Below are 21,841 nucleotides of genomic sequence, written 5' to 3'. Positions count from 1 at the left end.
TCACGCCCGGAGCCGGTCCGCCATCTCCGTCACCAGCCGGCCCGGGCGCTTGTGGTGCACCAGGAAGACGTCGCGGGCCGGGCGGGCGTCGGCCGCGTCCCGGACCTCGATCCGGGCGCCGCCGGCGCGTTCCAGCACGCTCTCCGGGACGAACGCGATCCCCAGCCCGGCCTCGACCAGCGCCAGGATCACCTGGTAGTCACGGCTTTCGTGGGCGACGCGCAGCCGCACCCCCGCGGCGTCGGCGAGCTGCTCGAGGCACACCCGGTTGGGCACGCCGGGGCTGCCCGAGATCCAGTCCTCCCCCGCGAGCCCGCGCAGGGTGAGGCGGCGGACGGCCGCTTTCGCGTGGCCCACCGGGAGGATCAGGCGGAACCGTTCCGAGCGCAGCAACGAGCGTTCGAGCCCACGCGGGTCGGGCAGGACCGCGCCGGGATAGTGGTGGGTGATCAGGAGATCCAGCTCGCGCGAGCTGACCAGGCCGTAGCCGTCGGGCGGCTCCAGGTCCAGCAGCCGCAGCGCGACCGCCGGGTGGGCCTCGCGGAAGCCCGCGAGCGCGGCCGGGACGAGCGTCGCGCCCGCGCTGGCGAACGTGCCGACGGTCAGCTGCGCCGGCTCCTCGCCGAGCAGCGCCCGCACGGTCCGCTCGGCGGTCCGCAGCTCCCCGACGATCGTTTCGGCGTGGGTGAGCAGAGCTTCGCCGACGGCGGTGAGCGTGACGCCGCGCGGGTTGCGGTGCACCAAAGGGGCGCCGACGTCGCGTTCGAGCTTGGCCAGCTGCTGCGAGACGGCGGACGGCGTGAAGGAAAGCCGTTGTGCCGCACCGGCGATGGACCCGGCGTGCGCGACCTCGGCGAGCAGGGCCAGGCGGTGGGCGTCGAGCACGGGAGCCTCCAGCCGTAAGCGTTGCTAATGCGAGCATAGGAGACGTCGCTGGTGCTTACGGCCGGGCGCGCGCATGCTGAAGTCATGATCAGCACTTCGGACGTCGAACGCGCCGCCACGAGGATCCACGGCCGGGTCCGCCGGACGCCGGTCTTCGCGGCCGACGGTATGTGGTTCAAGCTGGAACACCTGCAGCACACCGGGTCGTTCAAGGCCCGCGGCGCGTTCAACCGGATCTTGGCGGCCGGTGACATCGCGGCGGCCGGGGTGGTCGCCGCGTCGGGCGGCAACGCGGGCCTCGCCGTCGCCCACGCGGCCCGCGAATTCGGTGTCCCCGCAAGGGTTTTCGTCCCGGCCACCGCGCCCGAGGTCAAGGTGGCGAAGCTGCACGCGCTCGGCGCGGCCGTCGAGCTCGTCGGCGACAAGTACGCCGACGCCTACGACGCGGCGGTGAAGCACGCGGCCGACAGCGGCGCGTTGTTCTGCCACGCCTACGACCAGCCCGAGATCTGCGCCGGCCAGGGCACGGCCGGGCTGGAACTGCTGGAGCAGGTGGACGAGCTCGACACGATCCTGGTCGCGGTCGGCGGCGGCGGGCTCCTGGCCGGCATCGCCGCGGCGGTCGAGGGCCGGGCGCGCGTGGTCGGCGTCGAGCCGCGCACGATCCCGACGCTCCACGCGGCTCTCGAAGCCGGTGAACCGGTCCAGGTCGCGGTGTCCGGCCTGGCCGCCGACTCACTCGGCGCGTCCCGGCTCGGGGACATCGCCTTCGCGGTCGCCACCCGCACGGGCGCGGGGTCGGTGCTGGTCGAGGACGCCGCGATCGCCGAAGCCCGGACGACGCTGTGGGACCGCTACCGCCTCGCCGTCGAAGCGGGCGGGGCCACGGCCTACGCCGCGTTGCTCAGCGGCGCCTACGTGCCCACGCCCGGCGAGCGCGTCGCCGTCCTGCTCTGCGGCGGCAACACCGACCCCGCGACGCTCACTTCCCCGTCAGCAGCGCCACCAGCGGCGCGAACTCCTCGATGAAGGCGCTGTTGACGCTGACGTAGGAGACGCCGAGCTCGTCGCGACGGCGTTCCAGCTCGCCCGCCATGTCGTCGACGCTGCCGCGCAGCATGGTGAGCGAGTCGTGCTCGATGAGCGTCGCGGCGTCGACGCCGATGAACCCGCGGATCCACGGCGGGACGACCTCACCGACGACGAAGATGTTCATGGCCAGCTCGATGTCACGGCCGTCGGCCGCGGTCCGGATCTCCTCGACGTGCGACGCGAACTCGTCGCGGGTGGTCAGCACGCCCCCGGCGAGGGTGACGATGTCGGCCTTCGCCGCGGCGAGCCGGCGGGCCTTGGGACCGCCCGCGGCGAGCATCACCGGCGTGTGCGCGTCACCGTCGAGGCGGCGGACGTGGTCGATCGTCTCGGAGATCGAGTCGAGCCGATCCTGGCCGGTGCCGTAGGGCAGGCCCAGCTCCTCGGCCTGCTGGCGCATCGACGCCAGGCCGGTGCCGAGGCCCAGCTCGAACCGGCCGTCGGTCATCGCCGTGAGGCTGTGCGCTTCCCAGGCGGCCGCGCGTGCCGTGCGCAGCGGGCTGGCCAGCACGAACGAGCCCACCCGCAGCGTCGTCGTGACCGCGGCGGCCGTCGCGAGCGACGCCGTCGGGGTCGGCAGGTTCAGGTTGTCCGGCGAGAGCAGGGTCGAGTACCCCAGCTCTTCGGCCCGGCGCGCGGTCTCCCGCCACTTCGCGCCGCCCTCCTGGGCCGCCGCGACCACACCGAACCGGAACGCCTTCTCAGCCATCGGATCAACCCCCGCTTGTGTCGTTGACCCGATCAAACCACCGCCGCGCCCGGCCGTGCCACCACGAACGCCGTGAAGGCCCCCTTACCGGCTCTTATGGCCGGTAAGGGGGCCTTCACGGCCTTCAAGCGCAGCGTCAGCCGCGCTGGTACTCCTCCCAGGTGACCTTCGTGACCGAGGGGCCGTCGTCGGCGCCGCGGCCGGCCAGGCCGTTCTTGCCCAGGTAGTAGTCGCCCGTCTGGTGCTGCGCGCCCGACGAGAGGTCCGGGTCGGAGATCGCCATCGCGTGGATGTGGTAGGCGAAACCCTGGTCCGGCGTGCGGTACCAGGCCGCGAACCCGACGTTGCGCAGCGCCTTCAGCAGGGTCGTGCGGGTCGCCGCCGACATGCCGGACACCGAGATGTCCATCGCGCCGCCGCCGTCGTGCGTCCCGGCCGAAGCGTCGACCCCGCCCGGGTTGTAGGAACCCTGGGTCAGGCTGACGGTGAAGCCTGCGATCTTCTCCGCCGCCAGCAGCATCGCCTTGGTGCGGGTGTTGATCGTGACCCCGCGGTAGGCCACGCGGCTGCCCGCGGAAACCGCGCTCGTCACGGTGTAGCGGCTCGCGCCCAGCTTCTCCAGCGACGTCTTGCCGGGCAGGCCCGAAGCGTCGATCCCGGTGTAGCCCAACGACTTCTGGTACTGCGAGTACGCCGTGATCGTCGTCGTGCCGAAGTAGCCGTCGACGTACTTGCTGTCCAGCAGCCCCTTCGCCTGCAACGCCTGCTCGACCAGCAGGACACTGGCGTGCGCACCCGGCGTCTGGGTGTCGTCGGCGCGGCGCGGGTCGATCTGGGCCGCCTTGAGCACGGCCTCCATGTTCGCCGTGGGCAGCGCGGCTGCGACCGCGGGCGCGGCCTGGGCCGGCGCCGCCACAGCGAGCGTCGCGGCGATGAGTGCCGTCAACACGGCGGCCTTCGTGAACATCCCTGTCCTCCACTCGTCGGAATCCCTGCCGCCATCAGGATCACGCGAACGGATACAAGGGACGTACAAACGGGCTCCAATCACCCATCCGTGCTGGCTCGGCCGTGCTTAGTCAAAACGGCGCAGACGCAGGCTGTTCATGACGACGAAGACCGAGCTGACGGCCATCGCCGCGCCGGCGATCATCGGGTTGAGCAGGCCCGCGGCGGCGAGCGGCAGCGCGGCGACGTTGTAGGCGAACGCCCAGAACAGGTTGCCCTTGATCGTTCGCAGCGTCCGGCGCGCCAGCCGGATCGCGTCGGCCGCCGCGCGCAGGTCACCGCGCACGAGCGTCAGGTCGGCCGCCTCGATCGCGACGTCGGTGCCGGTGCCCATGGCCAGCCCCAGGTCGGCCTGGGCGAGCGCGGCCGCGTCGTTGACGCCGTCGCCGGCCATGGCGACCACGTGCCCTTCCGCCTGGAGCCGCTCGACGACGGCGGCCTTGTCGTGCGGCAGCACCTCGGCGATCACGCGCTCGATCCCGACCTCCGCGGCCACCGCGTGGGCGACGACGGCGCTGTCGCCGGTCAGCAGGATCGGCGTCAGCCCGAGCCCGCGCAGCCGCCGGACCGCCTCGGCCGACGTCGGCTTGACGGTGTCGGCCACGGCCAGCGTGCCGCGGACCTCGCCGTCCCAGGTCACGGCGACCGTGGTCAGCTCGGCCCCGGCGGCGTCCGCCCGCCCGACGCGCACCGCGCGGCCCTCGACCACGCCGGTCACGCCCAGCCCGGGCGTGCTCCGGAACTCCGACACCGCGGGCAGCACGCCGAAGCGCTCCCGGGCGGCGGCCGCGATCGCGCGGGCCACCGGGTGCTCGGACGCGGCCTCGACGGCCCCCGCGAGCCGCAGCACCTCGCCGTCGCCCTCGACCAGCGCCATCCGGCCGGTCGTCACCGTGCCGGTCTTGTCCAGCACGACGGTGTCGACGCGCCGGGTCGACTCCAGCACCTCCGGGCCCTTGATCAGGATCCCGAGCTGGGCGCCGCGGCCGGTGCCGACCAGCAGCGCCGTCGGCGTGGCCAGGCCCAGCGCGCACGGGCAGGCGATGATCAGCACCGCGACCGCGGCGGTGAACGCGGCCGACGGCGTCCCGCCCGCGCCGAGCCAGAAGGCGAGTGTCGCCACGGCCAGCGCGATGACGATCGGGACGAACACCGCCGAGACGCGGTCCGCGAGCCGCTGGACCTGCGCTTTCCCGGTCTGCGCCGCCTCCACGAGCCGCGCGGTCCGCGCCAGCTGCGTGTCGGCGCCGACCTTCGTGGCCCGGACGACGAGCCGGCCGCCGACGTTGACCGTCGCGCCCGCCATGGCGTCGCCCGGCCCGACCTCGACCGGCACGCTCTCGCCGGTCAGCAGGCTCGCGTCGATCGCGGACCCGCCGTCCTCGACGACGCCGTCGGTGGCCACCTTCTCCCCCGGCCGCACCACGAACCGGTCGCCGACGGCCAGCTCGCCGACCGGGATCCGCAGCTCACGGCCGTCGCGCAGGACCGCGACGTCCTTGGCGCCGAGGTCGAGCAGCGCCCGCAGCGCGGCACCGGCGCGTCGCTTGGCGCGGGCCTCGAAGTAGCGCCCGGCCAGGATGAACGTCGTGACGCCGGCGGCGACCTCCAGGTAGATCGCGCCGTCGCCGGACATCCGCTCGACGGTGAGCTCGAACGGGTGCCGCAGGCCGGGGGCGCCCGCGGTGCCGAACAGCAGCGCGTACAGCGACCAGCCGAAGGCGGCCAGGGTGCCGAGCGAGATGAGCGTGTCCATCGTGGCGGCGCCGTGGCGCAGGTTGGCGAACGCGGCGCGGTGGAACGGCCACGCGCCCCACACCAGCACGGGCGCGGCGAGGGCGAGCGAAATCCACTGCCAGTAGGTGAACTGCCACGCGGGCACCATCGCCAGCAGGATCACCGGCACCGCGAGCACGGCCGAGACGACGAGCCGTTGCCGCAAGGTCCGCGTGCCGTCGTCTTCGTCGGCTGCCGGTGGCTCGTCGGCGGGCAGTTTCGCGCGGTAGCCCGCCGCTTCGACTTGCGCCACCAGGTCTTTCGGCTCGACGTCGCCGGAGTAGGCGACTTTCGCCTTCGCCGTGGCGTAGTTGACGGTCGCCGTGACGCCGTCCAGCTTGTTGAGCTTGCGCTCGATCCGCATCGCGCAGGACGCGCAGGTCATGCCGGTGATCGCGAGGTCGACGGTCATCGCGGTGCCCCCTTTCCGGTGGTGACGGTGAACGCGGCGGTGCGGACGACGTCGCCGTGGCGGAAGTCCAGGAACAGCCGGTAGGTGCCGGCCGACGGCACCTCGGCCACAAAGGTGAGCCCGGGCCCGGCCGGGTGGACGTGCAGGTACGCCAGGTCGCCGCCGCGCAGCGCGACGAGGTGGCCGGCCGCGCCCAGGTAGGGCTGCAGGTCGGTGGCCTGACGGCCGTCCTCGGTGACGGTCGCCGTCAGCCGGGACGCCCGCCCGGCGACGAGGTCGCCATCGAGCCGGACGTGGTAGCCGTCGACGTCCGCGACGCGCGTCTCCGGAAGCTCGACCGGCTGGAACACCCCCGGCGCGACGAGGTCTACGCCGAGCGTCAGCGGCTTCGCACCCGAAGGCGTGAAGTCGGCGAAGGCGCGGTAGCTGCCCGCATCGGCGACGGTGAGCGGCACGGTCCACGTGCCGTCGGCGCCCAGGTCGGGGTGCAGGTGCTGGTAACCGGCGGTGTCCCGGCGGACGACGATGAAGTGGAGCCGTTTCTCGTGCTCGACGTCGAACGCGGTCACGGGCGCGCCGTCAGGGCCGGTGATGCGGAACGTGAAGCGGGTGGCCGCGCCCGGCGTGAGCGTCGTGGTGGCAGGCGTCAGGGCGTAGCCGTCCTGGGCCGACGCCAGGCCGCCGGGCAGGTCGACGACGGCTTCGCTGTGAGTGTCGCCGTGGGTGTCGCCGTGGGCCTCGGCCTGGGGGAAGGGACCGGCGGCGGTCCCGAGCGCCCAGGCTCCCCCGGCGACCAGGACGAGCGCCGCGCTGTAGGCGGAAAGCTTCGCTGAGGTGGTGCTCATGCCTCAGATATACCCTAGGGGGGTAGGGTAAGCAATGCCGTCACGGCCTGTCAGACCGGACACAAGTTTTCGCAGCGCACCTGGTCCAGCGATGATTCCGGCCGTCACGGAGAGTTCCGACGCGAACCCCCTGGACTCCCCCGTGTTCTTTTCGTAACCTGTTCGAGATCTCGCGGCCCCGCGCCGCCGACAGGTGGCTACGCGAGATCGCCGCCGATACCCCCCTGCCGGGTACCGGACCCCCACACCGCGTGGCTCACCTGTTGCGGGAGAGCGCGCACCGTGACGGGGCAGTGCGGACGAGGCCCCCGACTCGCCGCCCCGGTCCCGACCGGCGGCCGAACAGCAAAGGAGACCCGCGCGACCGTGCATTCGCATCCCGTCAAGCGCGTGGTGTCAGGTGCCCTCGCGGCCGCCGCGGTGATCGCAGTGATCACCGTCGCGGACCCCGCGGCCACCGCCGCCCCGATCCCCGCCCTTCAGGCTCCGCCCACCGGGTCGGAGGCCCTGGCCAAGTACCGCGACCTCGCGGCGCAGGCCGAGAAGCTCAACGAAGACCTGCTCAAGGCCCAGGCCGACCTCACCACCAAGCAGGGTGAGCTCGACAAGGCCACCACCGACGTCGACGCGGCGAAGACCGCGGGCGCCGAGGCCGCCGACGCGAAGCAGAAGTACCAGTCCCAGGTGGACAAGTTCGCCAACGCGTCGTTCACCAGCGGCGTCCAGCTCAACAAGCTGTCCGCACTGCTGGCCGGCACGTCGACGCAGGACTTCCTGGACCGCTCGTCGGCCCTCGAGGTCATCGCGACCGACAAGAACTCCGCGATGGACAACCTCAGCGGCGCGGCCGAGAAGGCCAAGACCGCCGAGAAGACGGCGACAGACGCCGCGAAGAAGGCGACCGACGCGCGCGACGCGGCGGCCAAGCTGACCTCGGACATCGAGGGCAAGAAGAAGAACCTGCAGACCCAGATCGACCAGATCGAGGCGCAGAGCAAGACCCTCAGCACGGCCGACAAGGCCGCGCAGAAGGACACCGGCGGCAAGGCCCCCACCGTCAAGGCGGCGACCGGGGCCGCCCAGACCGCGGTCAACGCGGCGCTGAGCAAGCTCGGCAGCGCCTACGTCTGGGGCGCGACCGGACCGAGCACGTTCGACTGCTCGGGCCTGATGCAGTGGGCCTACAAGCAGGCCGGCATCACCCTGCCGCGCAACTCGGCGGCGCAGGCGGGCTTCGGCACGTCGGTGTCGCGCGACCAGCTGCAGCCGGGCGACCTGGTCGCCTACTACTCCCCGGTATCGCACATCGGGATGTACATCGGCGACGGAAAGATGGTCCACGCCCCCACCAGTGGTGACGTGGTCAAGATCTCCCCGCTGATGAGCGAGTACGCCGGAGCGACCCGCCCGACGGCCTGACGTTTCGCGAATCCGTCCACAGTGGTCTTCACACCGCGGTGGACGGATTTCGCGTTTCCGGACGGGATTCGCGGGGAAACTCCTCCGCGGGGACGTGCACGGAAATTGTCGGGGCTCTGGGTTACAGTCGGACTCAGGCGAACAGACGTTCGAATGGAGTGGTGATGACCGAACAGCCGGAACCCAACCCGGAGAAGGACCCGAGCGACTGGACCACCGGCGACGAGCCGATGACCGGGCCGCAGAAGTCCTACCTGCAGACGCTCGCCCAGGAGGCGGGGCAGGAGGTGCCGGAGGACCTGACGAAGGCCGAGGCATCGAGGCGCATCGACGAGCTGCAGCAGACCACCGGCCGCGGCGCTTGAGCGTGGTCGGGGCGGCTGCGTGGACCGGCGGCGGCTGCGGGTCTTGAGCGTGTCCGCGGCGGTTGCGCAGACAGGCATCGGCTGAGGTGCGACGGCGGCCGAAGCGGCACCTGGCTGCGGCGGCTGACCGGTACCCGGCGGCTGGCGGCTGGCGGACGAGCGCTTGGGCTGGCCAGAGCTGGGTCGGCTGGCGCTTTGGGTCGGCTGACACTCGGTGGCGGGCCGAACTGGCCCGATCGGGCGGCGCGAGCGCTTGAGCCGGCCAGCGATTGGCTCGGTCGGCACTCGGCAGCGAGTTCAACGACCGGCCGGATATCCGGCCGGGCTGGCTATAGCGGCACGAACCGAACTGGCCCGGCTGAGCAGGGCGCGCAGCAGCTGCGCGGGCACTGCAGCCGAACGGCACTGTGGCTGAGCGGACTCAGGCGGCCTGGGGCAGTGCGGCCGCGCCGGTCACGCGCAGCAGGAACTCGGCGTTCGAGCCTGTCTTGCGTAGCTGGTCCAGCAGTTGCTCCACCGCGTGCGGGCCCTGCAGTGCTCGGCGGACGTCGCGCATTGCGGCCAATTCCTCCGGTGTTACCAGCAGTTCCTCGCGGCGGGTGCCGGATGCGGCCAGGTCTACCGCCGGGAAGACTCGGCGTTCCGCCGTGCGGCGGTCCAGCTTCAGCTCGGCGTTGCCCGTGCTCTTCAGCTCCTCGAAGAACACCGTGTCGGCCAGTGAACCGGTTTCCACCAGCGCGGTCGCGATGATCGTGAGGGAACCGCCGCCCTCGAGGTTCCTTGCGGCGCCCAGGATGCGCTTCATCGGCTGCAGGGCCGCCGCGTCGACGCCTCCGGAGAGGGTGCGGCCCGAAGGGCGGGCCGACAGGTTGTACGCGCGGCCCAGGCGGGTCAGGGAGTCGAGCAGGAGCACGACGTCCTCGCCGCGCTCCACCAAGCGCTTGGCGCGCTCGACCGCCAGTTCCGCGATCGCTACGTGCTCGGTCGGCGGGCGGTCGAATGTGGACGCGATCACCTCCCCGCGCACGGTGCGGCGCAGCTCGGTGACCTCCTCCGGGCGCTCGTCGGCGAGCAGCACCATGAGCTTGCACTCCGGGTGGTTGGTGGCGATGCCGTGCGCGATTTCGCTCAGCACCGTGGTTTTCCCCGCCTTCGGCGGCGAGACGACCAGCGCGCGCTGGCCCTTGCCGATCGGGGTGACGAGGTCGATGACGCGGGTCAGCACCCGTGCCGGGGTGGTTTCGAGCAGCAGGCGCTCGTCGGGGTGCACCGGGACGAGGTCGTCGAAGTGCGGGCGGCGCGTGGCCGGGTTGACGCCGTCGACGCTGATGATTTCCTCGGCGGTGCCGGTGATTTCGTCGCCCGTGCGCAGCTTGTGCTTGCGGACGACGGAAAGCGGGATGGTGACGTCGCCGTCGGCGCGCCGGTAGCCGGCGCGGACGAAGGCGGATTTTCCTTGTACGTCAAGGATTCCGTGGAAAGGCATGGTTTTCTCCTGAATGCGGGGAACGGCCGGCGCGCGGACGGCGGCGGACCGTGAAAGGAAAGGAAAGAGGCCGAGCTGGCCTGGATCCGAGAGCTTCCTCCGGGCGGCCTGAAGGCCGACGTCCGCGAGGAGCACCTTCACTGTAGCCCGACTTTCCCCGAAGCACAATGCGTGAGAACCGGTGGCGGTGGGTAGGACTCCAGGGAAGCCCGCCGAACCGTGGCCGACGGATGGGAGCACACCGTGCACCGACACACCCCGGAACCGGACGTCGACACCGGCGAAACCGCCGACGACGGCCCACCCGGGTCCACGTCCTCCGACCGCCTCCCCGCGGGGTCCGGGACCGTGGTCGGCTCGACCTTCGAAGAACTCGCGCCGGCGCTGCCCAACGACGTCGCCGACCTGCGCCGCAAGCTCATCCGCTGGCTGGCCGCCCTCCCCCTGGACCCGGAGAGCACGCACGACATCACGCTGGCCACCTACGAGGCGCTGGCGAACGTCGCGGCCCACGCCTACCCGGTCAAGCACGGCTGGGCGCGCCTGCAGGCCGCGCGAGTGGGCGACGCCGTGACCGTGACGGTCACCGACACCGGCTGCGGCATCCCGGCGACCCGCGCGAGCCGACCCCGCACCGCGGGCCTGCGCACCTCGGGCGGCCGGGGCTTGCTGCTGATCGACAAGGTGACCGACCAGTACGACATCGACACCGGCGAGCAGGGCACGACGGTCCGGATGACCTGGCGCCCGGCCGCCTTGCGGCACGCGGGTGCGGCCTGACCCGCGTGGGTCGAATGAGGCCGCGAAGGCGACCGATTCGGGAATCGAGCAAGATGAAAGAACGTCACGGCTGACGAAGCAACGGGCGACCACCAGCCGAATACCGTCAGTCACTCCGGCATCGCTCATCGAATGCGAATGAGCGGGCTCGAAAGCCGAGAAACGCGGTGAGCCGGAGCAGGCCCACCGCGTTTCAGGGAACCTCAGGCCGCGCTGGCCAGCCGCACGAGGCGGTTGCGCGGGTACGACACCAGTTCGCGCTCCTCGTCCGTGGTGAAGATCTCGACGGAATCCTCCAGGATGTCCGCCGAAGTCACCTGTAGCTGCCACGCGGGCAGCCCCGGGGCGGGCTCGTGCCAGAACCACTGGCCCTTGGTGAGCTGGTCCGCCGGGACCGTCGCGTCGTCCGTGTTCATGCCATGAGGCTAACCGCCACCACCGACAGTTTTTGAACGGGCTCAGCCATGGGTCGCCCCGACCGTGATCGTCAGCACGTCCGGGTCGCCGGCGAACACCGCGCCGCTGAAGTCCGGGCCCGGGCTGACGTCGTCGTACGGGAACGCGTAGCCCCGGTTGTCGGGCAGTTTCGAGTGGACGATGCGGGCGTAGTGGTTGGTGACGTCGCCCAGGTAGAACTTCGCCGGGTCCTCCGCCGTCGGCTGGTTCGCGTTGTCCAGCAACGTCGTCCGGTTCAGGGCCGCCGCCAGGCGCGGGATGATGCTCTTGCGCGCGTCGCTCGCGCCGGCCGCGATGGCGAACGGGCCGCTGTCGCAGCTCCAGACGTCCGCGGTGGCCGGCTTGGCGAAGGACTCGGCCCCGAGCACCAGCTGGCCGCCCGTGACGCGGCCGGTGAACGTGCCCAGGCCCGGGTTCTGCGAGTCCACCACGAGGTCGGTGCCCTCGTACTTCTGCCAGACCTGGTCGATGTAGCCGTCGAGGTACCCGCCGAACTGGTCGGCGTGGTGGTGCGGCGACAGCGCGCGCAGGTTCCCGCCGCCGCCGGTCTGCACCAGCCCCGGCCAGTTGCCGCCCAGCGCCGTCAGCTCCGACGAGATCGCGTCCAGCGACCCCGACGGCAGGCCGTTGACGGTTTTCGTGCCCGAGCCGGACGTCGTGAGCGACAGCCCCATCGGCATCCCGACGAAGTCGACGTAGCTGATGTTGGCGAACAGCTGCTCGTCGTTGAACGTGAACTCGCTGAACGACCAGTTCTTCTCGTAGTTGGGATCGGCGGTGTTCAGGAAGCTCGGGTGCACCAGGGCCGGCCCCGGGTCGAGGAAGAAGTCCAGCTTCGCGTCGGTGACGACGTAGATCCGCGCGCCGCCCATCTTCGGCACGGAGACCTGGGCGCCGGATCCGACCGGGATGGCGCAGTCCTCGGGCAACGGCGTGTGCGCGGCGCCGGGCGAGTCCGGGTAGTACGGCGAGCCGTCGGCGCGCAGCAGGACCAGCCGGCCGTCCGGGGTCGTGCCGGTGACGTAGGCGTACACGGTGCCGGAGCCGGAGTTGTTCACCAGCTTGAGACCGAAGGTCGACGGCGTCGCGGCGTAGGCGGTGCGGGCCAGGGGCAGCACGGTGGCGGTGGCGAGCGTGGCTGCCGAAAGGCTCAGGAACGAGCGGCGCGAGATCATGATTCCTCCACTTTGAGGATTACCAGAACACGCGGCGTGCTCCACAATGGAGACACAGGCCGCGCTCGCAGATTCGTTGTGGACGCCAACAAACTATGAACGCCGCTGGCCGGGCCTGACAACCCCTCCAAGGTAGGTCTAGACCACCGTTCGCACCCGGCGCGCGCGATGCCCCGCACGGAGAATTTTCAAACAATCCTGGCCGGGCACTGCCCCCGGGTACCGGGTCGCGGGTAATTCCGGGCAGGGGCCTTGACTTCCCCGCGAACGGTCGGTGACAGTGGACGGCCTCGCAGGTGGACGCACCCCCTTTCCGGCTTCATCACAGAGAAAGCGGACCCCATGCAGCCCAGCAAGCGTTTCCTGCGACTGACCGCCGTGATGGCAACGTTGTCACTGCCCTTCCTCGCCCCCGCGACGACGTCCGCCGCGGAGACCTGGACCACCGTGTTCCAGGACGACTTCGACGGCGCGGCCGGTACCGGCCTGAACACCCAGGACTGGCTCTACGACAGGGGAACCGGCTACCCGGGCGGCGCGGCGGCCTGGGGCACCGGCGAGCTCGAGACGGCGACGGACTCGACCGACAACGTCTACCACGACGGCGCCGGCCACCTCGCCATCAAGCCGCTGCGTGACGCCGCGGGCAACTGGACCTCCGGCCGGATCGAGACGCAGCGGACCGACTTCGCCGCCCCGGCCGGTGGGCAGCTGGAGATCAGCGCGTCGCTCAAGCAGCCGTCCCCCGCCAGCGGGCTCGGCTACTGGCCGGCGTTCTGGGCGATGGGCGGCGACGCGCGGCCGGTCGGCGCGACGAACTGGCCGAGCATCGGCGAGCTCGACATCATGGAGGACGTCAACGCGCTCAGCAAGCACTCCACCACCTTCCACTGTGGACAGTGGCAGGGCGAGTGCCACGACCCGGACGGCATCACGAGCGACCTGCAGGACTGCCCGGGCTGCCAGGAGGGCTACCACTCCTACTCGGTCGTGGTGGACCGCCGCGACGCCGCCGCGGAAGAACTGCGGTTCTACCTCGACGGCAACCAGACCTACTCGGTGAAGCAGAACCAGGTGTCCGACGCGACCTGGAAGGCCGCGGTCGACCACGGCTTCTTCGTCATCTTCGACGTCGCGATCGGCGGCTCCTACCCGAACAAGGTCTGCGGCTGCACCTCCCCGAGTGCGGACATCACGCCGGGCGCCGAGATGAGCGTCGACTCGCTGTCGGTCAAGGTCAGCGATTCCTGAGCCGATAAGCTGGCGCCATGAGCGTCCGGCACACCGTCATCGACTCCCCCATCGGGCCACTGACCCTCGTCGGTGACGCGGCCGGTGCGCTGCTCGGCCTCTACTTCGACGGCCACCTGCGCACGCCCCGGATGACCGACCTCGGGGAGCGCACCGAGACCGGCTTCGAGGTCGTGGAAGCACAGCTGGGCGAGTACTTCGCGGGCACGCGGCGCGAGTTCGACCTCGAGCTCGCGCCGCGTGGTTCCGCGTTCGAGAAGCAGGTCTGGGACCTGCTGACGAAGATCCCGTTCGGCGAGACCCGCACCTACGGGCAGCTGGCCGCCGCACTGGGCGACCCGGGTGCCGCGCAGGCCGTCGGCAACGCCAACGGCTGGAACCCGATCAGCGTCATCGTGCCGTGCCACCGGGTGGTCGGCACGAGCGGGAGCCTGACCGGGTACGCCGGCGGCCTGGCCCGCAAGCGGTTCCTCCTGAGCCTGGAGGAGCCGCCCGCGGACGAGGTCGGCCGGTTGTTCTGACCCGTCAGGACGTCCCGCAGGTCACGGTGGGCGCCGTCAGGTTCCCGCCGTGCTCGACGGTGAACCCGATGACGTTGCCGCTGCCGTTGGGTTTCGCGGTCAGCACGTACCCGGTGCTGTCCCAGGTGCCGGTGTAGTTCCAGCTGCCGATGACCTTCTGGGGTGCGTGGAAGGTGATCGTGAGCACCCAGTTGTTCGAGCCCGTCACCGAGATCTGGCCGTTGAAGCCGACGTTCCACTCCGCTGTCTTCGCGTAGGTCCCGGTGCACCCGCCCGACGGCGGCGGGGTCGTGGTCGTCGGCGGCGGGGTGGTCGTGGTGGGCGGCGTGGTCGTGGTGCCGCCGTTCAGCGCGTCGAGGACCGCGGTGTAGGCGGCCTTCTTGTTCCCGCTGCCGTCGAACAGCAGCGGGGTGGCCGACGCGCGCCAGGAGTCGGTGTCCCGGATGCCCCACACGGTCAGGCCGTTGCAGCGCGCCACCGCGAGGCAGGCGTTCGGGACCGTGCGGAAGCTGTTCGCCTGCGTGGTGCCCGACCCCTCGATGTCCAGCTCGGTGATCTGCACGTCCACGCCGAGGTCGGCGAAGTTCTGCAGCGTGGTCTGGTAGTTCGACGGCACCGGGCTGGCGCTGTTGAAGTGCGACTGGAAGCCGACGCAGTCGATCGGCACGCCGCGGGACTTGAAGTCCTGCACCATGCGGTACACGGCCTGGGTCTTCGCCTGGCTCCAGTCGTCGGTGTTGTAGTCGTTGTAGCAGAGCTTCGCGCCGGGGTCGGCCGCCCGGGCGGCGCGGAACGCCGCCTCGATCCAGTCGTTGCCGGTGCGCTGCAGGTTGGAGTCGCGGCGGGCGCCGGAACCGCCGTCGGCGAACGCCTCGTTCACCACGTCCCACGAGTAGAGCTGGCCGCGGTAGTGCGTCGCGACCTGGGTGACGTGGTTGAGCATCGCCGAGCGCAGCGACGAGCCCTCCATGCCCTGCATCCAGCCGGGCTGCTGCCCGTACCAGGCCAGCGTGTGCCCGCGGACCTGGGCGCCCTGGGACCTGGCCTGGGCCACGATCCGGTCGGCGTTGCCGTAGGAGAACTGGCCCTGGTTCGGCTCGGTCGCGTCGATCTTCATCTCGTTCTCGGGCGTGATCATGCTGAACTCACGGCTCAGGATGCCGGTGTACACGCTGTCCGAGAGCCGGCTCGCCGAGACGGCCGTGCCGAAGTACCGGCCGGTCCGCGCCGCCGCGCCGCCGAGCGTCGTGCCCGTCGCCGGCGGGGGCGACGTCGTCGTGGTGGGAGTGGTCGGGGTGGTCGGCGTGGTCGTGGCCGTGCCGCCGCTGTTCAGGCCGAGGTACGCGATCGCGTAGCCCACCATGCCGCTCTGCGGCAGCACGTGCCCGGCGCCCTGGACGCTGATCGCCTCGACCGGCGCCTGGACGCCGGTGCCGCCGTAGCGGGCACGGGTCCAGCCGGACTGCGGCTGGTCGGTCACCGACGCCGTCTGGCTCACCCCGGCGAGGTTGGTCCACTGCTTGACCTCTTCGCCGAAGTTCGGGTAGCGCAGGGTGTCGTCGGCGGTGCCGTGCCACAGCTGCATCCGCGGGTACGGGCCGCTGCGCCCGCCGCTCATCTGCCGGGCCTGGTCACCCCACTGCTGCGCGGTCTTCGTCAGCTGGCCGTTCGCGCACTGGGAGTTCCAGCTCGACCCGTCGGTGGTGCCGAAGCAGCCGGCGGGCACGCCCATGAACGCCGACCCGGCGGCGAACACGTCCGGGTACTCCGCGGCGAGCACGTTCGTCATCATCGCGCCCGAGGAGAACCCGGTGACGTAGACCCGGGAAGGGTCGACGTTGTAGTGCTGCTTCGCGTAGTCGACCATCGAGAGGATGCCGACCGGGTCGCTGCCGCCGCCGCGGGTCAGCGCCTGCGGTGAGGAGACGTCGAAGCAGGCGCCGCTGCGGGTGGCCTCCGGGAACACGATGACGTACCCGTACTGGTCGGCCGCGGTGACGTAGTCGCGGGCGTAGCCGTTGAAGACCGCCGAAGCCGAGCCGGTGCAGTAGTGGATCGCGACCAGCAGCGCCGGCTTGGCCGCCACCCGGTCCGGGACGTAGGTGTACATGTTCAGGTTGCTGGGGTTGGTGCCGAAACCGGTCACGCGGGTCAGCGACGCCGCGGACGCGGGCTGCGCGGCGAGCAGCACGACCGCGGCGACCACCGGCACGACGGCGGCCAGCAGCACAGTGAGCAGTCTTCTCACTCGGGATTCCTTTCCGGGGCAGGGCGCGCAGCGCTCTCGATCGTTCGTCGCACCCCGGAACCGGTCAACGACTATCGGTATGTTTCGGGGGCTTTCGCACCACCCACTGCGTGCCGGACGGCCGGGACGACGCGGTTCTGGGAGGATCGCCGGATGACCGCGCTGCTGCTGGGCCCGCTCCTCCGGCACGTCGACGCCACGTCGGCGACGATCTGGGTCGAGACGGACGGCCCGTGCGAGGTCGGCGCCGGCGACGCGACCGCCCGGACCTTCGAGGTCTCCGGCCACCACTACGCGCTGGTCGTGCTCACCGGCCTCGAACCGGCGAAGAGCACGCCCTACGAGGTCCGGCTCGACGGCGACGTCGTCTGGCCCGAACCCGGCGGTGACCTGCCGCCGAGCCGGATCCGCACGCTCTCCCCCGAGGACTCCCGGTTCCGGCTGGTGTTCGGCTCCTGCCGCAAGCCGCGCGAGCAGGACGCCCTCGGGCAGGACGCGCTCGCCGCGTACGCCCGCCGGATGGCCAAGCTCGCCGAGGAGGAGTGGCCGGAGTCGCTGGTGCTGCTCGGCGACCAGGTCTACGCCGACGAAACCACCGACGACACGCAGAAGTGGCTCGCGAGCCGTCGTGACACCTCGCAGCCACCCGGCTCCGAGGTGGCCGACTTCGAGGAGTACTGCCACCTCTACTCCGAGGCCTGGTCCGACCCGGCCGTGCGCTGGCTGCTCTCCACGCTGCCGACGTCGATGATCTTCGACGACCACGACGTCCGCGACGACTGGAACACCTCGCAGGCCTGGCGGGCGGAGATGGCCGCCACGTCGTGGTGGCCCGAGCGCATCCGCGGCGCGCTGGTGTCGTACTGGATCTACCAGCACCTGGGCAACCTCGGTCCGGAGGAGCTCGCCGGCGACAAGCTCTTCCAGCAGGTCGGCACGTCCGGCACGGACAACGCGGAGCTGCTGCGCGAGTTCGCCGACCGCGCCGACCGGGAGGCCGACGGCGCCAAGGGCACGCGCTGGTCCTACCGGCGCGACTTCGGCCCGGTCCGGCTGCTCGTGATCGACTCGCGGGCCGGGCGCATCCTCGAAGGCGGCGTGCGGTCGATGATCGGCGAGGACGAGTTCCACTGGATCGAGGAGCAGGCCGGCGGCGACGTCGACCACCTGCTGATCGGCACGTCACTGCCGTGGCTGCTGCCGACCGCGCTGTCCTTCGCGCAGTCGATCAACGAACGCGCGTGCACCCGGCCGGGCGTGCGCGGCAAGGCCGCCGAGTGGTTCCGGCAGTTCGCCGACCTCGAGCACTGGCCGGCGTTCCGCGAGTCGTTCGACCGGCTGGCGAAGCTCATCGCCCGGGTCGCCGACGACGGCGCGGCCTCGGTCAACGTGCTCTCCGGCGACGTCCACCACGCCTACGTCGCGCGGGCCCGGTTCCCGCGTGCACCGGCCGCGCCGGTGCACCAGCTCACCTGCTCGCCGATGCACAACACCGTGCCGTGGTACATGAACCGGGTGTTCCGGCTCGGCTGGTCCCGGCGGCTGACCGGGCTGATGGGGTGGCTCGCGCGCCGCTCCGGCGTCCAGCCCACGGACCTGACGTGGGACTGCGTTTCGGGGCCGCACTTCGGCAACGCCGTGATGACGCTGGACGTCGACGGGCGCACCGCGTGGGCGACGATGCAGCGGACGACGGACGACGGCCTCGTCGACGGGCCGTCGATCCGCCTCACCTGAGGGTGGGTGCGGCGCGGCCACTCACCCCCGCCTGATCCGGGTTAGCCTCGGTTCGTGGCTGAAGAGAAGCCAGCGGAGCGAAGCTCCTCCGTTGAGGGTGGCGGCGGGGGCATGGATGGAAACGTACTCGGGGAGTTCCTCCGGGCCCGCCGTGCGCAGGTCAGTCCGGAGGAGCTGGGCATGCCCGGCGGCCGCGGGCGGCGCGTCGCGGGCCTGCGCCGGGAAGAGGTCGCGCTGCTGGCCGGCGTCAGCACCGACTACTACGTCCGGCTGGAACAGGGCCGCGAACGGCACCCGTCGGAGCAGGTGCTCGACGCGCTGGCCAGCGCCCTGGTGCTCGACGACGACGCCACCGCCCACCTCCAACGGCTGGCCCGCCCGGCGGCCCGTCGGCGCGCCCGGCGGCGTGAGCAGGTCAGCCCGAACCTGGTCCGCCTGATGGCGGGCTGGCCGGCGACCCCCGCGGTGGTCCTCGGCCGGTGCCTCACCGTGCTGGCGCACAACACGCTGGGCCGGGCGTTGTTCGACGGCCACACCCACAGCGGCGACCTGGTCCGGCTGGTGTTCCTCGACCCGGACGCCCGCTCGTTCTACCCGGACTGGGAGCGCGTGGCGGCCAACACGGTCGGCGGTCTGCGCGCGGCCGCCGGGATCGACCCCGACGACCCGCTGCTGATCGAGACGGTCGGCGAGCTGTCGGTCAAGAGCGAGGCGTTCCGCAGGCTGTGGGCGCGCCACGACATCCGGCAGAAGACCCACGAGACCAAGCGGTTCCACCACCGGCTGGTCGGCGACCTGACGCTGAGCTACGAGGCGCTGACGGTGAACAGCGCGCCCGGGCAGCAGCTGGTCGTCTACCAAGCGGAGCCGAGCAGCCCGTCGGAGGCGGCGTTGTCGTTGCTGGGCAGCCTGACCGCCGAAAGCGCGCCGGAGAACGTCAACCGCTAAGCGTATTCCACATTGGACAGTCTATTTTGTGCTGCCCGAAACCCTGGAAAGGAACGTCAGTGAAGATCGTCCTCATCACCGGGGCCAGCAGCGGCATCGGCCACGCCACCGCCGTGCGGCTGGCCGCCGAAGGCCACCACGTCGTGCTCGGGGCCCGGCGGAAGGACCGCCTCGACGCCCTCGCCGCGGAGATCCGGGCGGCGGGCGGGCGCGCCGACGTGCACGGCCTGGACGTCACCGACCGCGCCGACGTCGCCGCGTTCGCCGACGCGGCCGTGCGCGACCACGGCCGGATCGACGTGTTCGTCGCCAACGCCGGCGTGATGCCGTTGTCCCGCTTGGATTCCCGGCACGTCGAGGAGTGGGACCGGATGCTCGACGTCAACGTCCGCGGCCTGCTCAACGGGATCGCCGCGACGCTGCCCCACTTCGAGCGGCAAGGCGGCGGCCACTTCGTGACGATCGCCTCGACGGGCGCGTACGAGGTGGTGCCGACGGCGGCGGTGTACTGCGCCACGAAGTACGCGGCGCGCGCGATCACCGAAGGCCTGCGGCTGGAGTCCGACCCGAGCCTGCGCGTCACGACGATCTCGCCGGGCGTCGTGGAGTCCGAGCTGGCCGACACGATCACCGAGCCGGGCGCGAAGGAGGCGATGGTCGCCTACCGCGCGCACGCGATGCCGCCGGACGCCATCGCCGGCGCGATCTCGTACGCCATCGGGCAGCCGGACGGCGTCGACGTCAACGAGCTCGTGGTCCGGCCCACCGCCCAGCGCTAAGTCCGCTGCGCCAGCACCATCGTGAAGCCGCCGTCGCGGTCGCGTTCCCAGGTCGTCAGCGAGCCGTTGGGGACCGCCGTGGCGGCGGCCGCGCGCATGAGGTCCGGTTCCGGCAGGCCCTCCAGCAGGTACCGGAGGGCGAACACCGTCATCTCGTGCGCGCTCAGCAGGACCCGCGCGCCCGGCCGCTCGGCGCTCAGCTCGGCGAGCAGGGAGCGCACCCGCAGCACGACGTCCGCCCAGGACTCGCCGCCCGGGGGCCGGTAGTAGAACCGGCCGAGCCGCCGCTTGCGCCGGGCCTCGTCGGGCCAGCGCTCGCGGACGCCGTGTGAGGTCAGCAGATCCAGGACGCCGAGCTCGCGATCGCGCAGCCGCTCGTCGGGCACGATCGCCACTCCGGCCGGCGCGGCCAGCTTGGCGGTGTCCCAGGCGCGGCGGTAGGTCGACGTGACCACGACGTCCGGCCGGTGCCCGGCGAGCAGCTCCCCCGCCGCCGCGGCCTGGTCCCGTCCCGGCCCGGTCAGGGGCACGTCGGCGTCGCGCTCGGCGAGGTCGATCACGTCGGCGCCCGCCGTCTCCGCCACCTCCCGGGCGACGTTCCCGGTGCTCTCGCCGTGCCGCAGCACACCCACCCATTCCAGGTCGACTTTCACGCGCGGCTGGTACCCCCGGCGACCCACCCGCGAAACCCGGGATGGTTAGGCGCGCCAACAACGTCCGGCTAGGGTCGGTCCATGTCGCGGAGCCTCGACGCCCAGGACCGGCTGCAGCTGCTGGAGACGATCATCGGTGCCCCCGCCGGCCACCTCGGCCTGACCGAGCTGCTCACCGCGACCCTGGACCGCGTCCGCGAGGTGCTGAAGGTCGACACCGCGACCGTGCTGCGCTACCAGCCGGGCGGGCAGCAGCTCGTGGCGATCGCGGCCGCGGGCATCGAGGAAGAGGTCCACCAGGGCGTGCGCGTGCCGGTCGGCACCGGGTTCGCCGGGCGGGTGGCCCAGGACCGCACGCCCGTCGCCCTCGACCACGTCGACGAGACCACCGTCGTGAACTCCCTGCTGTGGGAACGCGGCCTGCACGCCATGCTCGGCGTGCCGATGATCACCGGCAGCGAGCTGGTCGGCGTCCTGCACGTCGGATCCGTGCGGCCGCGCGGGTTCTCCGAGGCCGAGGTCGGCACCCTGCAGCTGCTCGCCGACCGCCTCGCCATGGCGATCCAGGTGGAGGCCCTCGAGGAGAACCGCACCGCCACGATGGCCCTGCAGCGCAGCCTGCTGCCGGACCGGCTGCCCGAACTGCCCGGTCTCGGCTTCGCCGCCCGGTACGTGCCCGGCGCGGAGGCCGGGCTCGGCGGCGACTGGTACGACCTGTTCCCGCTGCCGGGCGACCGGCTCGGCGTCGTGATGGGCGACGTCTCCGGGCACGGGCTCGAGGCGGCCGTGATCATGGGCCGGCTGCGCAGCGCCCTGCGCGCCTACGCCCTCGACTGCGACGACCCGGCCGAGACGCTCGGCAAGCTCGACCGCAAGGCCAACCACTTCGAGCACGGCGCTATGGCCACCGTCGCCTACGGGATCATCGATCCGCCGCGGGAGACGCTGACGCTGTCGCTGGCCGGGCACCTGCCGCCGGTGCTGGCGCGCCCGGGCGAGCCGGGCGAGCTCGTCACGGCGCCGCCGGACCCGCCGATCGGCCTGACCATCGGGCACCCCGACCGGCGGACCACGGTCGTCGCCCTGCCGCCGGGCGGGGTGCTGGTGTTCTACACCGACGGGCTCGTCGAGCGCCGGGACCGGGCGGTGGACGCCGGCATGACCGACCTCGCGGCCACCGTGCGGGCCGGGGAGCCCGAGCGCGTGTGCGCGCAGCTGATGGCGGCGATGATCGGCTCCCGGCCGGCGCAGGACGACGTCGCCCTGCTCGTGGTCCACCGCCACGCCTGAGGCGGC

The 21,841-nt window shown here is 71.9% G+C and carries 20 protein-coding genes; 10 read left to right on the top strand and 10 right to left on the bottom strand.

What is annotated here, in order from left to right; all coding sequences use genetic code 11:
* Complete coding sequence (locus OG570_RS28255; protein ID WP_326951023.1) at window positions 1-885, bottom strand: LysR family transcriptional regulator; 885 nt, start codon at window positions 883-885, stop codon at window positions 1-3.
* An 84-nt stretch (window positions 886-969) separates the two neighbouring features.
* On the opposite strand from OG570_RS28255, the gene OG570_RS28250 reads away from it, so the two are divergent.
* Window positions 970-1,914 (top strand): threonine/serine dehydratase, encoded by a 945-nt coding sequence (locus OG570_RS28250; RefSeq protein WP_326952200.1) that lies wholly within the window; start codon window positions 970-972, stop codon window positions 1,912-1,914.
* Here OG570_RS28250 and OG570_RS28245 read toward each other — a convergent pair.
* From OG570_RS28245 to OG570_RS28230, 4 genes are all read right to left on the bottom strand, one after another.
* Window positions 1,868-2,686 carry an LLM class flavin-dependent oxidoreductase gene (locus OG570_RS28245; protein WP_326952199.1) on the bottom strand — a complete coding sequence of 273 codons (819 nt, stop codon included), beginning with the start codon at window positions 2,684-2,686 and terminating at the stop codon, window positions 1,868-1,870. The two genes, OG570_RS28250 and OG570_RS28245, sit on opposite strands and share 47 nt — an antisense overlap.
* Before the next feature lie 136 nt (window positions 2,687-2,822).
* Window positions 2,823-3,653 carry a peptidoglycan-binding protein gene (locus tag OG570_RS28240; protein ID WP_326952198.1) on the bottom strand — a complete coding sequence of 277 codons (831 nt, stop codon included), beginning with the start codon at window positions 3,651-3,653 and terminating at the stop codon, window positions 2,823-2,825.
* 108 nt (window positions 3,654-3,761) lie between these two features.
* Window positions 3,762-5,882: a heavy metal translocating P-type ATPase gene (locus OG570_RS28235; protein WP_326952197.1), complete on the bottom strand. Its 2,121-nt coding sequence runs from the start codon at window positions 5,880-5,882 to the stop codon at window positions 3,762-3,764.
* Window positions 5,879-6,727 carry a hypothetical protein gene (locus tag OG570_RS28230; RefSeq protein ID WP_326952196.1) on the bottom strand — a complete coding sequence of 283 codons (849 nt, stop codon included), beginning with the start codon at window positions 6,725-6,727 and terminating at the stop codon, window positions 5,879-5,881. Before OG570_RS28230 ends, OG570_RS28235 begins: the two co-directional genes overlap by 4 nt.
* A 366-nt stretch (window positions 6,728-7,093) precedes the next feature.
* On the opposite strand from OG570_RS28230, the gene OG570_RS28225 reads away from it, so the two are divergent.
* Window positions 7,094-8,146, top strand: coding sequence for a C40 family peptidase (locus OG570_RS28225; protein ID WP_326951029.1), 1,053 nt, complete (start codon window positions 7,094-7,096; stop codon window positions 8,144-8,146).
* A gap of 164 nt (window positions 8,147-8,310) precedes the next feature.
* Window positions 8,311-8,511: a DUF3072 domain-containing protein gene (locus OG570_RS28220; RefSeq protein WP_326952194.1), complete on the top strand. Its 201-nt coding sequence runs from the start codon at window positions 8,311-8,313 to the stop codon at window positions 8,509-8,511.
* Window positions 8,512-8,932: 421 nt separating this feature from the next.
* Here the strand turns inward: OG570_RS28220 and rho are convergent, their stop codons facing one another.
* The gene (rho, locus tag OG570_RS28215; protein WP_326952193.1) at window positions 8,933-9,997 is read right to left on the bottom strand and encodes a transcription termination factor Rho; all 1,065 of its coding nucleotides are present in this window, start codon (window positions 9,995-9,997) and stop codon (window positions 8,933-8,935) included.
* Between the two features lie 243 nt (window positions 9,998-10,240).
* On the opposite strand from rho, the gene OG570_RS28210 reads away from it, so the two are divergent.
* On the top strand, window positions 10,241-10,777 hold the full coding sequence (locus OG570_RS28210; RefSeq protein WP_326952192.1) for an ATP-binding protein: 537 nt from the start codon (window positions 10,241-10,243) through the stop codon (window positions 10,775-10,777).
* A gap of 203 nt (window positions 10,778-10,980) precedes the next feature.
* On the opposite strand, the gene OG570_RS28205 is transcribed toward OG570_RS28210, so the two are convergent.
* Both OG570_RS28205 and OG570_RS28200 read right to left on the bottom strand, forming a co-directional pair.
* A complete protein-coding gene (locus tag OG570_RS28205; protein WP_247053679.1) occupies window positions 10,981-11,193 on the bottom strand; it encodes a hypothetical protein in 213 nt (70 codons plus the stop codon).
* Window positions 11,194-11,235: 42 nt separating this feature from the next.
* Window positions 11,236-12,408 carry a glycoside hydrolase family 64 protein gene (locus OG570_RS28200; RefSeq protein WP_326952191.1) on the bottom strand — a complete coding sequence of 391 codons (1,173 nt, stop codon included), beginning with the start codon at window positions 12,406-12,408 and terminating at the stop codon, window positions 11,236-11,238.
* A gap of 342 nt (window positions 12,409-12,750) precedes the next feature.
* Between OG570_RS28200 and OG570_RS28195 the strand changes: the two genes are divergently transcribed.
* Window positions 12,751-13,659: a glycoside hydrolase family 16 protein gene (locus OG570_RS28195; protein ID WP_326952190.1), complete on the top strand. Its 909-nt coding sequence runs from the start codon at window positions 12,751-12,753 to the stop codon at window positions 13,657-13,659.
* 17 nt (window positions 13,660-13,676) lie between these two features.
* Window positions 13,677-14,180, top strand: coding sequence for a methylated-DNA--[protein]-cysteine S-methyltransferase (locus OG570_RS28190; protein WP_247053685.1), 504 nt, complete (start codon window positions 13,677-13,679; stop codon window positions 14,178-14,180).
* A 4-nt stretch (window positions 14,181-14,184) separates the two neighbouring features.
* Here the strand turns inward: OG570_RS28190 and OG570_RS28185 are convergent, their stop codons facing one another.
* Window positions 14,185-16,428, bottom strand: coding sequence for an extracellular catalytic domain type 1 short-chain-length polyhydroxyalkanoate depolymerase (locus OG570_RS28185; RefSeq protein WP_326952189.1), 2,244 nt, complete (start codon window positions 16,426-16,428; stop codon window positions 14,185-14,187).
* 153 nt (window positions 16,429-16,581) lie between these two features.
* Here OG570_RS28185 and OG570_RS28180 point away from each other — a divergent pair, with 153 nt between their 5' ends.
* From OG570_RS28180 to OG570_RS28170, 3 genes are all read left to right on the top strand, one after another.
* On the top strand, window positions 16,582-18,165 hold the full coding sequence (locus OG570_RS28180) for an alkaline phosphatase D family protein (protein ID WP_326952188.1): 1,584 nt from the start codon (window positions 16,582-16,584) through the stop codon (window positions 18,163-18,165).
* 111 nt (window positions 18,166-18,276) lie between these two features.
* Window positions 18,277-19,113, top strand: coding sequence for a helix-turn-helix transcriptional regulator (locus OG570_RS28175; protein ID WP_326952187.1), 837 nt, complete (start codon window positions 18,277-18,279; stop codon window positions 19,111-19,113).
* A 59-nt stretch (window positions 19,114-19,172) separates the two neighbouring features.
* Window positions 19,173-19,892, top strand: coding sequence for an SDR family oxidoreductase (locus OG570_RS28170; protein WP_326952186.1), 720 nt, complete (start codon window positions 19,173-19,175; stop codon window positions 19,890-19,892).
* Here the strand turns inward: OG570_RS28170 and OG570_RS28165 are convergent.
* Complete coding sequence (locus OG570_RS28165; RefSeq protein ID WP_326951037.1) at window positions 19,889-20,545, bottom strand: histidine phosphatase family protein; 657 nt, start codon at window positions 20,543-20,545, stop codon at window positions 19,889-19,891. The two genes, OG570_RS28170 and OG570_RS28165, sit on opposite strands and share 4 nt — an antisense overlap.
* An 81-nt stretch (window positions 20,546-20,626) precedes the next feature.
* Here OG570_RS28165 and OG570_RS28160 point away from each other — a divergent pair, with 81 nt between their 5' ends.
* Entirely contained in the window at window positions 20,627-21,835 is a 1,209-nt protein-coding gene (locus OG570_RS28160) for a PP2C family protein-serine/threonine phosphatase (protein ID WP_326952185.1), read from the top strand.
* Window positions 21,836-21,841: the final 6 nt, after the last annotated feature.

It is taken from the genome of Amycolatopsis sp. NBC_01286 (assembly GCF_035982555.1).
GTDB lineage: Bacteria > Actinomycetota > Actinomycetes > Mycobacteriales > Pseudonocardiaceae > Amycolatopsis.
Note: the sequence above shows the minus strand (reverse complement) of the source record. Positions and strands in the feature narration are given on the sequence as shown.

Coding starts and splice junctions, on each gene's coding strand:
- OG570_RS28190 (WP_247053685.1), top strand. CDS start 13,677: ATGAGCGTCCGGCACACCGTCATCGACTCCCCCATCGGGCCACTGACC.
- OG570_RS28235 (WP_326952197.1), bottom strand. CDS start 5,882: ATGACCGTCGACCTCGCGATCACCGGCATGACCTGCGCGTCCTGCGCG.
- OG570_RS28230 (WP_326952196.1), bottom strand. CDS start 6,727: ATGAGCACCACCTCAGCGAAGCTTTCCGCCTACAGCGCGGCGCTCGTC.
- OG570_RS28175 (WP_326952187.1), top strand. CDS start 18,277: ATGGATGGAAACGTACTCGGGGAGTTCCTCCGGGCCCGCCGTGCGCAG.
- OG570_RS28220 (WP_326952194.1), top strand. CDS start 8,311: ATGACCGAACAGCCGGAACCCAACCCGGAGAAGGACCCGAGCGACTGG.
- OG570_RS28160 (WP_326952185.1), top strand. CDS start 20,627: ATGTCGCGGAGCCTCGACGCCCAGGACCGGCTGCAGCTGCTGGAGACG.
- OG570_RS28240 (WP_326952198.1), bottom strand. CDS start 3,653: ATGTTCACGAAGGCCGCCGTGTTGACGGCACTCATCGCCGCGACGCTC.
- OG570_RS28200 (WP_326952191.1), bottom strand. CDS start 12,408: ATGATCTCGCGCCGCTCGTTCCTGAGCCTTTCGGCAGCCACGCTCGCC.
- rho (WP_326952193.1), bottom strand. CDS start 9,997: ATGCCTTTCCACGGAATCCTTGACGTACAAGGAAAATCCGCCTTCGTC.
- OG570_RS28180 (WP_326952188.1), top strand. CDS start 16,582: ATGACCGCGCTGCTGCTGGGCCCGCTCCTCCGGCACGTCGACGCCACG.
- OG570_RS28195 (WP_326952190.1), top strand. CDS start 12,751: ATGCAGCCCAGCAAGCGTTTCCTGCGACTGACCGCCGTGATGGCAACG.
- OG570_RS28245 (WP_326952199.1), bottom strand. CDS start 2,686: ATGGCTGAGAAGGCGTTCCGGTTCGGTGTGGTCGCGGCGGCCCAGGAG.
- OG570_RS28250 (WP_326952200.1), top strand. CDS start 970: ATGATCAGCACTTCGGACGTCGAACGCGCCGCCACGAGGATCCACGGC.
- OG570_RS28205 (WP_247053679.1), bottom strand. CDS start 11,193: ATGAACACGGACGACGCGACGGTCCCGGCGGACCAGCTCACCAAGGGC.